Source organism: Intrasporangium sp. (assembly GCF_035688975.1).
Lineage (GTDB): Bacteria > Actinomycetota > Actinomycetes > Actinomycetales > Dermatophilaceae > CALMNV01.
Map to the genome: position 1 here is coordinate 1 of NZ_DASSMH010000086.1, position 12620 is coordinate 12620.

Here is a 12620-nt window from a genome sequence, read left to right on the forward strand (position 1 = left end):
CTCTGATGCAACGTAGCACCACGAGTCGCAGGGCGATGAAGGATCATGAGATCTCACCGGTGTCGGCGAGGGCCAGGGGGGACGTTCCAGGAGGAACCGCTCCATCCCGCTGCATGTATGCCGCGACCCGCGCGCACACAGCGGCGCGCGGGAGCGACCTGTGATGCCATCCGCGACCCAGTCAGGGATGGGCGGCAGTGGCACGGCTCTTCCAGAGCATCCGCGCGGCTGGCCGCCGACCGAACCAGTTGCTACCCCGCAACGGAGCGGCCTGCCGTCACCTTTGGCCACCCCCGGGGCGCAGCGACGGCAGACCAGCCTCGGTCACTGCACGAGGGACAGCGCGATCGTGCCCGTCTCGATATCCGCGTCGTCCACCCGGACCTTGACCGAGTCCCCCGGCTCCGCCGTGCCGGACGCGCGCGTGACGACCGCGAAGTCGAGCAGCTGCACGGCCACCGTCTTGTCGTTGTCGTCGACGACGACCGCGTCGAGCGTCGACCCGCGCAGGCCGACGAGCTCGGCCGCCTCGACGGCGTCGGTGCAGGCGCGCTCGACCGCGCTGGCCCTGCTCTCGCTCGCGGCCATGATCTGCGGCAGGTGGGGCAGCGCCTGCCGCACCCACACCGGCACGTCCGTCCCGGTCGACAGGGCCTCGCAGATGACGAGGCCGAAGCGGTCCACGAGGCGCCGCAGGGGCGCGGTGACGTGGGCGTAGGGGTTCGCCACAGCGGCGTGCTCGGGCTGCTCCGGCACGTCACCCTCGAAGGGCATGTAGCCGGCCCCGCGGAAGAGCGTCGCGGCCTCATGGATGAGCGCGAGGTGCTTGGGGTTCGCCCGGTCGAGCGTGCGCAGGAACTCGCCATAGAGCATCTCCGCGGGCCACGCGACGCCGAGCGCCGTGGCCATGCGGTGGAACCGCTGGACGTCGTGGTGCTCGGGCGGCGGCATGGTGCGCAACAGGCCGACCTGCCCGTGGATCATCATCTCGGCGGCGGCCATGCCGGTCATCAGGGAGATCTGCGCGTTCCAGTCCTCGACGGGTGCGAGCGGGCGGAAGGAGACCGAGAAGCCCCCGTCCTCGTCCTCGGTGACCTCCTGCTCGGGCAGCGGCAGGCTGGCGCCCCCGCGCTCCCGCTCGAGGGCGATCCGCTTCTCCCCGATCTCCTTGAGCAGCCTGAGCGGCTCCCCGGCGGTCCCGTCGTCGAGGGCCCGCTGCACGGCGGCATAGTCAAGACGCTGGTGGCTCTTCACGAGCGCCCGGTAGACGTCGACGTCGGTGCCGGTGCCATCCTCGGCCAGCACCATGTCCCACACGAACGCCGGGCGGACCTGGTCGGGCAGGAGGCTCGCGCCGTCCTCGCTCAGCACGGGCGGATGCAGCGGCACCCTCCGGTCCGGGCAGTAGATCGTCTGGCCGCGTCGGCGCGCCTCCTGATCCAGCGCGCCCCCGACCGCGACGAACGCCGGGACGTCGGCGATGGCATAGCGGACGCGGTAGCCGTCCCCCCGCCGCTCGAGGAACATCGCCTGGTCGAGGTCCATCGCACCGGGCGGGTCGATGGTGACGAAGGGCACCGACGTCTCGTCACGGGTCGGCAGCCGCGGCTCGCGCAGGGCGACGTCGGCCTCGGCCAGCACGTCCGCGGGGAACTCCTCGGGCACCTCGAGCTTGGCGCGGATCGCCTCGAAGGCCGCCGTCAGGGCCGCGCCCGGGCCGTCGGAGGAGACAGCCGGCGGCCGGTACACAATGCGTCGCAGAGCCATGAGGCCACCCTACGCATCGAAGGGTCGCCGCTGGACCGCACAACGGGACGAGCACCTCGCCGCCCTACCCTGTGCGAGTGCTCATCCTCCTGCCGCCGTCCGAGGGCAAGGCCCAGCGCCGCCGCGGCCGGCCCCTCGACCTCGGCGCGCTGTCCTTCCCCACGCTCGGCCCGACGCGCCAGAACGTGATCGACGCGGTTGGCACCCTCAGCACCACCCCCGAGCGGTATGCCGTGCTCGGCACGTCACCGAGCCTCGTCGAGGAGGTCGCCCGCAACACGCGGCTGCGCACCGCCCCGGCGGCCCCGGCCGGCGAGGTCTACACCGGGGTGCTCTACGACGCCCTCGACCTCATGTCGCTCGACGCTGCCGCCAAGCGACGCGCCGCCCGGGCGATCGTCGTCGTCTCCGCGCTCTTCGGGGCGGTGCGCCTCACCGACCGCATCCCGGCCTACCGCCTCTCGATGTCGGTCAACCTGCCCGGAGTCGGGCCGCTGGCCGCCGCGTGGCGACCAGCGCTGGGGCCGGTGCTCGCGCAGGCGGCGGGGACCGGCCTCGTCGTCGACTGCCGGTCCTCCACGTATGCCGCCGCCTGGACTCCCGCCCGCGAGCTCAGCCGGCGATGGGTGCAGGTCGTCGTGCCCGGGGCGACCCACCTCGCCAAGCACACCCGTGGCCTCGTCGCCCGCCACCTGTGCTCGCACGGTGGAGCGGTCCGGACGCCGGCCGCGCTCGCCGCCGCCCTGTCGGGGTCCTTCGCGGTCGAGCTCGCCGCGCCCACGCGTCCGGGGAGGCCGTGGGTGCTCGCGGCGAGCGCGATCCCTGGCGCGCAGGGCTGACCGGCGAGGCGGCCGAAGCCACCTTCACGGGCCGAAGCCACCTCCGCGGGCCGAAGCCACCGGCGCACCAGTGGCGTCGGCCCGGCAGGGTGGCGTCGGCCCGGCAGGGTGGCGTCACGTCCCGCGGCGCGGGTCAGCCGAGAGCGCGGGTGAGGTCCTCGACGATGTCCTGCACGTCCTCCAGCCCCACCGACACGCGCAGCACGCCGTCGGTGATCCCCACCGACGCGCGGGCCTCTGGCGTGAGCCGGCGATGGGTCGTCGTCGCGGGGTGGGTGATGAGCGACTTGCTGTCGCCGAGGTTGTTGGAGATGTCGACGACCTCGAGCGCGTTCATCACGGCGAAGGCCTCCGCCTTGCCGCCGTCCAGCTCGAAGGTGACGACGGTGCCGCCGGCGCCCATCTGCCGGGTGGCGAGCTCGTGCTGCGGGTGCGACGGCAGGAAGGGGTGGACGACGCGGGTCACCCGAGGGTGCGCCTCGAGCGCCTTCGCGACGACGAGGGCGCTCGCGGCCATCCGCTCGACCCGCAGCGACATCGTCTCGAGGCCCTTGAGGAGGATCCACGCGTTGAACGGCGACATCGACGGGCCGGTGTGCCGCATGAGGTTCTGCACGGGACCGTCGATGAACTCCTTCGGCCCGAGCACCGCTCCCCCGAGCGTGCGGCCCTGGCCGTCGATGTGCTTCGTGGCCGAGTAGACGACGATGTCGGCGCCGTGCTGCAGCGGCTGGGAGAAGACCGGAGTGCCGAAGACGTTGTCGACCACGACCTGGGCGCCCGCCGCGTGCGCGAGGTCGCACACGGCGCGGATGTCGACGAGCTCCTGCATCGGGTTGCTCGGCGTCTCGAAGAAGACGGCGGCCGTCGGCACCGACAGCGCCTCGCTCCACTGCTCGAGGTCGGCCCCGTCGACGAACACGGTCTCGACGCCCCACCGCGGCAGGATCTCGTCGAGGATGACGAAGCACGAGCCGAACAGGGACCGCGACGACACGACCCGCTCGCCCTTGCCCAGCAGCGCGGCGAGCGCGACGAAGACCGCCGACATGCCCGACGCGGTGGCGAAGGCCGCCTCGGCGCCCTCGATCCGGCGCAGCCGCTCCTCGAACATGGCGACGGTGGGGTTGCCGTAGCGCGAGTAGATGAAGCGGTCCGACTCCCCCTTGAAGGCCGCCTCGGCCGCCTCGGCCGAGTCGTAGACGTATCCCGAGGTGAGGAAGAGGCCCTCCGACGTCTCGTCGAACCCGCTCCGGTAGAGCCCGGCGCGCACTGCGAGGGTGTCCGGGCGCCAGTCGCGCACGCCGTCGCTCATCCCTGCACCCACGGCAGCCCCGCGACCTTCCAGCCGGAGACCGTGCGGTGCTGCTCGGCGTCGTGCGGGCCCTCGAAGCCGTCGAGGACGTTGTGGCTCCGCGTCCAGCCCGCCTGCGTGGCGAGCTGCGCCGCGGCCACGGACCGCACCCCGGAGCGGCAGAGGAAGTACACCGGCTGGTCCCGTCCCACGCCGGCCTCCTCGAGCTGGCGAGCGAAGTCCGCGTTGACCCGGCCCTCCGGGAAGGTCTGCCACTCGATGGTCACGAGGTCCTTGTCGAGCGGGCGCAGGTCCGGTAGCCCGACGTAGGCCCACTCGGCCCGGGTGCGCACGTCGACGAGGACCGCGCGCGGGTCGCCGCGCAGGGCCTCCCACGCCTGGACGGGCGTCACGTCACCGGCATACCGCATGGCCCCGAATATCGCACAGTCGCCTCAGGCGAGATGATCCGTCCGGTTCGTGAACGCCACGGTCGCCGTCCCGTCGCCCCACACCTCGACGCCGGTCAGGCTGCCCGGCGCCGTCGCGAGGACCCAGAACCGCTCTGCCGGCACAGCGAGCACCTCGGTGACCACCGTGAGCACGCCGCGCCGGCTCGTGACCACGACGACGTCCCCGCCCTGCGAGACGAGACGGCCGTATGCCGCTCGCACCCGCTCGTCCGGACCGGGCCCTTCACGCGCACCCGCCCACGCGTCGCCCTCCTCGACCGCCCCGCCGGTCCGCTCGGCGATGGCCGCCGCAGCCGGTCGGTCCTCGGGGCCGCCGGCCGCCACGCGCACCGAGGGGCCGGACACCAGCCGCGCCACCGCCCGCCCAACGCGCTCGTGCGCGGACGGGTCGGCACCGCGCTGCACGAGGACGAGCCGCAGCGGCCGACGAGGCTCGGGTGCCGGCGCGGGCTCGGCATGGGGCTCGGCATCGGGCGCGGGCTCGGCATCGGGCGCGGGCTCGGCATGCACGCGGCGCACCGTGTGGCCGTCCATCGCCTCGTTGCTGAGGGCGTCGGCATCCGCGTTCTGCTCGCGGGGCACCCAGCGGAAGTCGACCGAGCCACCCGCCCGCGCGATGCGCGAGCACACGTCCCGGGCGAGCAGGGCCAGCCGGCGCATGTCCTCGTGCTTGATCTTCCACCGGCCCGACATCTGCTCGACGACGAGCTTGGAGTCCATCCGCACCTCGACGTCGGCGTCGGGCGCGACCTCGAGGGCGGCCTCGAGGCCGGCGACGAGGCCCGAGTACTCCGCCACGTTGTTGCTCGCGAGCCCGAGCGGCTGGGCGAGCTCGACGAGGAGCCGGCCGGTGCCGGCGTCGCGCACGACCACGCCGTAGCCCGCCACCCCAGGGTTGCCCCGCGAGCCCCCGTCGGTCTCGACGACGAGGCGGCGCCTGCCGGCAGCCGTCACAGACCCGACTCGGTGGTCCGGACCATGATCCGGCGGCACTCCTCGCAGCGCAGCACCTCGTCCTCGGCTGCCGAGCGGACCCGCGAGAGGTCGACGTTGTTGAGCTCGAGCCGGCAGCCGCCGCAGCGCCGATGGCGCAGCTCGGCCGCCGCGACCCCGCCGCTGCTGGCGCGGATCTTCTCGTAGAGGGCGAGCAGGTCCTCACCGACCCCGGCCGCGATGTCGGCCCGGCTGGCGCCGACCCGGGCCGCCTCGTCGTCGAGCGCCTTCACGGCGGCGTCGCGTTCGGCCTCGAGCGAGCTGAGGCGCGCCGTGACCTCCTCCCGCCGGGCCGCGAGCTCGGCGACGCGGGCGCTCAGGGCCTCCGAGCGCTCCATGACCTCGAGCTCGATGTCCTCGAGCTCGCCCTGGCGTCGCGCGAGCGACTGCAGCTCGTGCTGGAGCGCCTGCAGGTCCTTGGCGGAGCCCTGGCCGGAGTCGAGCCGGGCCCGGTCCCGAGCCGCCCGGTCGCGCACGAGCTGCACGTCCTGCTCCGACTTGGCGAGCTCGCGCTGCACGTCCCCCACGGCGGTCTCGGCGTTGACGATGTCGGTCTCCACGGTCGCGAGCTCGGCCCGCGCCGCCGCGATGGCGGCCTCCTGCGGCAGCCGGGCCCGGGCGTGCGCGATCTGGTCGAGGCGCGTGTCGACCGCCTGCAGGTCGAGCAGGCGCCACTGGCGGGACGGATCGGCTTTCAGGACGCACCTCCGGCGGCGTTCGCACCGACCACGAAGGTCCACGGCTCGGTGCGGATGGTCGAGACTCTGGCCTCGACCCTAGTCGGTGCGGCGGCGTCCTCGCCCAGAGCCGACAGCAGCCGCTCCCGTGCGCTGTGCGGCCACAGCGACTCGGTGGCCCAGTGCCCGGCGTCGACGAGGTAGGGCCGCCCGCCCCGAGCCTCCTCCCGCGCCTCGAGCGCAGGGTGGTGGCGCAGGTCGGCGGTCACGTAGACGTCCGCCCCGCTGGCCCGGACCGCGTCGAAGCGGTCGTCGCCGGCCCCGCCCAGGACGGCCACCGTCCTCACGAGCGCACCGGGCTCCCCGCTGACCCGTATGCCGCCGGCCGTGTCCGGCAGCGCGTCGGCGACGCGGTCCGCGAACGCCGCGAGCGACTCGGCCGCGGGCAGGTCGCCGACGCAGCCGACGGCATACCCCCCGGTGGCGCTGAGCGCCCGGGCGCCGGTGAGGCCGAGGGCGTCGGCGAGGACGGTGGTGACGCCCGGGTCGGCCACGTCGGCGTTGGTGTGGGCCACGAAGAGCGCGGTGTCCGAGACGACGAGACGGGTCACGGCGGCGCCCTTGGCCGACGTCGTGGCGACCGAGTGCACCCCGCGCAGGAGCAGCGGGTGGTGGGTCACGAGCAGGTCGGCGTGCCAGTCGGCGGCCTCCTCGATGACCGCGAGCGTGGGGTCGACCGCGAGGAGGACCCGGCGCACGGGCTGGTCGAGGTCGCCCGTGACGAGGCCGACGCGGTCCCACTCGGCAGCGCTCGAGGGCGGGTAGAGCTCGTCGAGGGCACGGACGACGTCGCGCAGCAGGAGATCCTCCACGTGGGCCCGGCCGGCCTCGAACCGACGACACCCGCGGTGTAAGCGCGGTGCTCTACCAACTGAGCTACGGGCCCTCAGGCGCCGCCCGGGGGCGCGGCACGCCAGCCTAACGGGTCACGAGCGGCCGCGAAGGTCCGCCAGCGCCGACCGGTAGTCGCGGAAGTCGCGCGCCTCACCCGGGCCGTTGACGTGGGACCAGACGATGCGCCCCTCCCGGTCGACGAGGAAGGTGCCGCGCTCGGCGGCGCCGGTGCGCTCGTTGAAGACCCCGTAGGCCCGCGAGACCTCCCCGTGCGGCCAGAAGTCGGACACGAGCGGGAAGAAGTGGCCCTCCTGGTCGGCCCAGATCCGCAGGGCGTACATCGGGTCGCACGAGACCGCGAAGACCTGGATGTCGTCGGTCTGGAAGTCCTCGAGCCCGTCGCGGATGTCGCGCAGCTCCCCCGTGCAGATCCCCGAGAACGCGAAGGGGTAGAAGACGACGACGGCGTTGCGCACCCCGCGCACGGACGACAGGGTGAGCTCCTGTCCGTGCTGGTCGCGCAGGGTGAAGTCCGGCGCCTCGTCGCCCACGGACGGACGGGCCGGGGAATCGCTCATGGCCGTCAGTGTGCCACTGCACGGGGACGCCGGACGCCGGCGCCACCGTGCGCCCGGCGTCGGTGGGGTGCGGTCAGCGCCGGGGGCCCTTGGGGGACATGAGCCGGATCGCGCCCCAGTCGGCGCTGACGTTGAACGAGCCGCCCGTCTGCAGCCCCGCGGTGGAGGCGGCCTCCTCGACGTCGCTGGCCTCCACGTGCCCGGGGCGCCCCGACTTGGGGCTGACCAGGATGATGAACCCTTGGTCGAAGAGCTTGGTCAGCGCGTCGACGAGGAGGTCGACGAGGTCGTCGTCCCCGTCGCGGTACCAGAGCAGTATGCCGTCGGCTCCGTCGTTGAAGTCCTCGTCCTCGAGCTCGCTCCCGGTGATCTCCTCGACCTGGTAGCGCAGGTTGTCGTCGACGTCGTCGTCGTAGCCGAACTCCTGGATGACCTGCCCTCGGGCGAAGCCCAGCCTGCCGAGAGACGCCGCTCCCGCGGTGGCGCTCACTGTCACACAACCCCTTCATGTCTGTCGTCGGACGGGCCACAGCCCGAAACGGTGGCCCAAGTCCACTAGGAAACGACGCTACCGCGCAAGGCCGGGAGCGCACGGGACTCTGCAGAGCCCCGGTGGAACGACCCGCCCGATGTGGGAGAGGATGGGAGGCGCATCGCCGCGTCACAGTCGCGCGCGAGGCGTCGACGAGAAAGGAAGACGACGTGGCACCCGAGGCCGGACCGATCCTCAACGGCATACCGAGTCAGCTGCCCGACATCGATCCCGACGAGACCCAGGAGTGGATCGACTCGCTCGATGCGGTCCTCGACGAGCAGGGACGGACCCGGGCGCGCTACATCATGCTCAAGCTCATCGAGCGTGCCCGCCAGCAGCAGATCGGCGTCCCCTCGCTCACCGCGACCGACTACCTCAACACCATCCCGCCGGAGCGCGAGCCGTGGTTCCCCGGCGACGAGGAGGTGGAGCGCGAGTTCCGCCGCTACATCCGCTGGAACGCCGCGATCATGGTGCACCGGGCGCAGCGGCCCGACATCGGCGTGGGCGGCCACATCTCGAGCTACGCGTCGGCCGCCACCCTCTACGAGGTGGGCATGAACCACTTCTTCCGGGGCAAGGACCACCCCGGGGGCGGCGACCACGTCTACTTCCAGGGCCATGCCTCGCCCGGCATGTACGCCCGCTCCTTCCTCGAGGGCCACCTCTCGGAGACCCAGCTCGACGGCTTCCGGCAGGAGAAGAGCCACATCGTCGACGGCAGGATCGAGGCACTCCCGTCGTACCCGCACCCGCGGCTGCTCCCCGACTACTGGGAGTTCCCGACGGTGTCCATGGGCATCGGGCCGATGAACGCGATCTACCAGGCGCAGTTCGACAAGTACCTGCACAACCGGGGCCTGAAGGACACGAGCGAGCAGCACGTGTGGGCCTTCCTCGGTGACGGCGAGATGGACGAGCCCGAGTCGCGCGGCCTGCTGCAGCTCGCCGCCAACGAGGAGCTGGACAACCTCACCTTCGTCGTCAACTGCAACCTGCAGCGGCTCGACGGCCCGGTGCGCGGCAACGGCAAGATCATCCAGGAGCTGGAGGCCTTCTTCCGCGGCGCCGGCTGGAACGTCATCAAGGTGGTCTGGGGTCGCGGCTGGGACCCGCTCCTCGCGGCCGACCGCGACGGCGCCCTCGTGCACCTGATGAACCAGACGAGCGACGGCGACTACCAGACCTTCCGCGCCAACGACGGGAAGTACGTCCGCGACCACTTCTTCGCCCGCGACCCGCGCACCGCCCGCATGGTGGAGAGCTGGACGGACGACCAGATCTGGTGGGACCTGAAGCGCGGCGGGCACGACTACCGCAAGGTGTACGCGGCATACCAGGCGGCCATGCAGCACACCGGGCAGCCGACCGTGATCCTCGCCAAGACGATCAAGGGCTACAGCCTGGGCTCGCACTTCGCCGGACGCAACGCCACGCACCAGATGAAGAAGCTGACGCTCGAGGACCTCAAGGCCTTCCGCGACTCGCTCCGCATCCCGATCAGCGACGAGCAGCTCGAGGCCGACCCCTACCGCCCGCCGTACTACCACCCGGGCCTCGACCACCCGGCCGTGAAGTACAGCATCGACCGGCGCCGGCAGCTCGGGGGCACCCTGCCGAGCCGTCGGGTCGTCTTCGAGCCGATCCACCTGCCTGGGGACGAGGCCTACCAGCAGGTCAAGAAGGGCTCGGGCAAGCAGCAGGTCGCCACCACGATGGCCTTCGTGCGCCTGCTCAAGGACCTGCTGCGCGACAAGGAGTTCGGGCCGCGCATCGTGCCGATCATCCCCGACGAGGCGCGGACCTTCGGCATGGACGCGTTCTTCCCGTCCATCAAGATCTACAACCCGCACGGGCAGAACTACACCCCGGTCGACGACGAGCTGATGCTCGCCTACCGCGAGGCCGTCCGCGGGCAGATCCTGCACCTCGGGATCAACGAGGCCGGGTCCGTTGCCGGCTTCACCGCGGCGGGCACCTCCTACGCCACGCACGGCGTGCCGATGATCCCGGTCTACGTCTTCTACTCGATGTTCGGCTTCCAGCGCACCGGCGACTCGATCTGGGCGGCTGCCGACCAGATGACCCGCGGCTTCCTCATCGGCGCCACGGCCGGCCGCACGACGCTCACCGGTGAGGGCCTGCAGCACGCCGACGGCCACTCCCCGCTGCTGGCCGCGACCAACCCGGCCGTGGTGCACTACGACCCGGCCTACGGCTACGAGATCGCGCACATCGTCCAGGACGGCCTGCGGCGGATGTACGGCCCCGGCCAGTCCGGCGACGACGCCAACGTCATCTACTACCTCACCGTCTACAACGAGCCGATCGTGCAGCCGGCCGAGCCGGAGGGCGTCGACGTCGAGGGCATCCTCAAGGGGATGTACAAGCTCAAGGAGGCCGACACCGAGGGCTGGCAGCACACGCCGGCCCGGGCCCAGATCCTCGCCTCGGGGGTCGGGGTGCCGTGGGCGCTCGAGGCCCAGCAGCTGCTCGCAGACGACTGGGGGGTGGCTGCCGACGTGTGGTCGGTGACGTCGTGGAACGAGCTGCGCCGCGACGGCCTGGCCGCCGAAGAGCAGGAGTTCCTGCGGCCCGACGAGGAGAAGCGGGTGCCGTGGGTGACCCGGTGCCTGGAGCACGCCGAGGGCCCGGTCATCGGGGTGTCGGACTACATGCGGGCCGTGCAGGACCAGATCCGCGAGTGGGTCCCCGGCACCTACGCGTCGCTGGGCGCCGACGGCTTCGGCTTCTCGGACACCAGGCGGGCCGCGCGGCGCTTCTTCCACATCGACGGCCCGTCCGTCGCGGTGCGGACGCTGCAGCTGCTGGCCAAGGAGGGCAAGATCGACGCCGACATCCCGGCCAAGGCCGCGGACCGCTACCGCCTCGACGACGTGACGGCCGGCACGTCTGGCAACGCCGGCGGCGAGTCCTGAGCGCTCCCCCGGTCGACGTGCACCACCCGCTGGGCCCGCCTCTGCTTGAGGGCGGGCCCGGCGGCATATGGGCCTGACGTCGACCGACGGGCGCCGCTGCCCGCGGGCGGGGCTGCGCTCGCGGGTCCGAGGCGCGCCCGCGGCTTCGGGCAGTCGGCGCGCCGACAGCGTCGGCCCGTCGGCACAGGCGCAGGCCCGGCGCCGCCGCCAAAGGAGTCACCTCGAGAGGGCGAGCGCGGCCAGCACCCGTCGGCGGACCAGCTCCGGGTCCTGCAGGTCTGCCCACACGAGCCGGACGATGATCCATCCCTCCCGCCGAAGGGCGTCCTCGCGCTGCTTCTCCTCGAAGAGGGCGTTGCGGCCGGGCGTGCCCTCAGCGCGGTCGTCCGGCCCCGTCGCATACTTCACCGCCCCGTCGAACTCGACGAGCACCCGGGCCCCGACGAGTCGGAAGTCGGCGCGGAAGGTGCGGCCCCCGACCGTCAGGCGAAACTGGGGCTCGAGCTCGAAGCCGAGCGCCCGAAGCAGGTATGCCGTCCGCGTCTCGCCCGGCGACTCGTGACGACCGTCGGCGAACGGCAGCGCGCACCGCACCGGTCCGACGCCCGGGTGGCCGACGAACGCGGGCAGGGCGCCGAGCAGGGCCGCGGCCGTCGTGAGGTTGCGCCGGATCGCGGCGTCCGCCGGCACGAGGGCGCACTCGGGCCCCCCGCGCAGCCCTGCCTGGATGATCGCGTGCGGCAGCGGCAGCGCGTTGGGCGTGACCTCCGACGGGCGCTCGGGTGGCCGCAGGGCAAGCCCCCCACAGGTCGGTGGATGACCAGGCCGCGCCGCCGCACGGTGACGCTGCGCCGTGTCCGTTGCCCGTCGGCGGCCGTCCGCCAGCCGTCGATGACCGAGGTCAGGTGGACGGTGTCGAGCGGCGCGGCATACGTCGGCAGGTGTCTCACGAGCAGCAGCGAGTGATGGCTGATCGCCGCCCGGGCCGCGAACTGGCGGCCAAGGGCGAACGCGGTGAGCCGGTGGAGCGCCTCCGGCGAGGGTGCCTCGTCCTCGGTCGGGGCGAACCAGCCGGTGGCCAGCCGCGCGCAACGGCCGTCACGGACGAGGCGGGCGACGGCGTGGCTGTCGAGGCCGTGCCGGGCGGCGTCGGCCGCGGAGAAGACGCCGTCCCGGGCGATGAGCTTGAGGTCCATGACCCATCAGCCTCGCGCGAGGCGGCCGCCCGCGGCGAAGCCGGGCGGTGACCTGTGGACGGGCCGCTGTCCTGGACCAGGGGTGTGGATTGCGGCTGGCACTGCGTGGACCGCTCGGGTATGTCGGCACGCCGGCCGCCCGGCGCCGCGCGCGCAGCCCGGCGCCGCGCGCGCAGCCCGGCGCCCCCGGCGCCGCGCCGTCCGCCGGCGGGCCCGCCACGGGCGGCATACGGCCCGGATAGGTATGCGCGACTATGCATATACTTGCAGCGTGTCCAAGGTACTGACCTCTCTCCCTGTCGGCGACCGCGTCGGGATCGCGTTCTCCGGCGGCCTCGACACGTCGGTGGCCGTCGCGTGGATGCGCGAGAAGGGCGCCGTGCCGTGCACCTACACGGCCGACCTCGGTCAGTACGACGAACCCGACATCGACTC

At 72.9% G+C, this 12620-nt stretch carries 13 protein-coding genes and 1 tRNA gene; 4 read left to right on the forward strand and 10 right to left on the reverse strand.

What is annotated here, in order from left to right; translation table 11 throughout:
- Positions 1–324 precede the first annotated feature (324 nt).
- On the reverse strand, positions 325–1767 hold the full coding sequence (locus VFJ94_RS09210) for an RNB domain-containing ribonuclease (RefSeq protein WP_325003906.1): 1443 nt from the start codon (positions 1765–1767) through the stop codon (positions 325–327).
- A gap of 77 nt (positions 1768–1844) precedes the next feature.
- On the opposite strand from VFJ94_RS09210, the gene VFJ94_RS09215 reads away from it, so the two are divergent.
- Positions 1845–2606 carry a peroxide stress protein YaaA gene (locus VFJ94_RS09215; RefSeq protein WP_325003907.1) on the forward strand — a complete coding sequence of 254 codons (762 nt, stop codon included), beginning with the start codon at positions 1845–1847 and terminating at the stop codon, positions 2604–2606.
- A gap of 133 nt (positions 2607–2739) precedes the next feature.
- Here the strand turns inward: VFJ94_RS09215 and VFJ94_RS09220 are convergent, their stop codons facing one another.
- The 8 genes from VFJ94_RS09220 to VFJ94_RS09255 all read right to left on the reverse strand — a co-directional run bounded on the left by VFJ94_RS09220 (position 2740) and on the right by VFJ94_RS09255 (position 8005).
- Positions 2740–3921 (reverse strand): O-succinylhomoserine sulfhydrylase, encoded by a 1182-nt coding sequence (locus VFJ94_RS09220; protein WP_325003908.1) that lies wholly within the window; start codon positions 3919–3921, stop codon positions 2740–2742.
- Positions 3918–4313 carry a rhodanese-like domain-containing protein gene (locus VFJ94_RS09225; RefSeq protein WP_325003909.1) on the reverse strand — a complete coding sequence of 132 codons (396 nt, stop codon included), beginning with the start codon at positions 4311–4313 and terminating at the stop codon, positions 3918–3920. The genes VFJ94_RS09220 and VFJ94_RS09225 overlap by 4 nt, the downstream gene beginning before the upstream one ends.
- A 42-nt stretch (positions 4314–4355) precedes the next feature.
- The gene (locus tag VFJ94_RS09230; RefSeq protein WP_325003910.1) at positions 4356–5327 is read right to left on the reverse strand and encodes a reverse transcriptase-like protein; all 972 of its coding nucleotides are present in this window, start codon (positions 5325–5327) and stop codon (positions 4356–4358) included.
- Positions 5324–6106, reverse strand: a complete 783-nt coding sequence (locus VFJ94_RS09235) for a zinc ribbon domain-containing protein (RefSeq protein ID WP_414654591.1) — start codon at positions 6104–6106, stop codon at positions 5324–5326. The genes VFJ94_RS09230 and VFJ94_RS09235 overlap by 4 nt, the downstream gene beginning before the upstream one ends.
- Positions 6061–6915: a Nif3-like dinuclear metal center hexameric protein gene (locus VFJ94_RS09240; RefSeq protein WP_325003911.1), complete on the reverse strand. Its 855-nt coding sequence runs from the start codon at positions 6913–6915 to the stop codon at positions 6061–6063. Before VFJ94_RS09240 ends, VFJ94_RS09235 begins: the two co-directional genes overlap by 46 nt.
- Position 6916: 1 nt before the next feature.
- A tRNA-Val gene (locus tag VFJ94_RS09245) sits at positions 6917–6989 on the reverse strand.
- A gap of 40 nt (positions 6990–7029) precedes the next feature.
- The gene (locus VFJ94_RS09250) at positions 7030–7515 is read right to left on the reverse strand and encodes a peroxiredoxin (protein WP_325003912.1); all 486 of its coding nucleotides are present in this window, start codon (positions 7513–7515) and stop codon (positions 7030–7032) included.
- Between the two features lie 73 nt (positions 7516–7588).
- Entirely contained in the window at positions 7589–8005 is a 417-nt protein-coding gene (locus VFJ94_RS09255) for a DUF3052 domain-containing protein (RefSeq protein WP_325003917.1), read from the reverse strand.
- A gap of 212 nt (positions 8006–8217) precedes the next feature.
- On the opposite strand from VFJ94_RS09255, the gene aceE reads away from it, so the two are divergent.
- Entirely contained in the window at positions 8218–10989 is a 2772-nt protein-coding gene (gene aceE, locus VFJ94_RS09260) for a pyruvate dehydrogenase (acetyl-transferring), homodimeric type (RefSeq protein ID WP_325003913.1), read from the forward strand.
- Between the two features lie 216 nt (positions 10990–11205).
- Here aceE and VFJ94_RS09265 read toward each other — a convergent pair whose 3' ends face one another.
- Complete coding sequence (locus VFJ94_RS09265) at positions 11206–11679, reverse strand: hypothetical protein (protein WP_325003914.1); 474 nt, start codon at positions 11677–11679, stop codon at positions 11206–11208.
- Positions 11680–11805: 126 nt separating this feature from the next.
- Here VFJ94_RS09265 and VFJ94_RS09270 point away from each other — a divergent pair, with 126 nt between their 5' ends.
- Entirely contained in the window at positions 11806–11955 is a 150-nt protein-coding gene (locus VFJ94_RS09270; protein WP_325003915.1) for a hypothetical protein, read from the forward strand.
- Between the two features lie 501 nt (positions 11956–12456).
- Positions 12457–12620: argininosuccinate synthase domain-containing protein (locus VFJ94_RS09275; protein ID WP_325003918.1), on the forward strand; the 164-nt coding region annotated here is incomplete at its 3' end.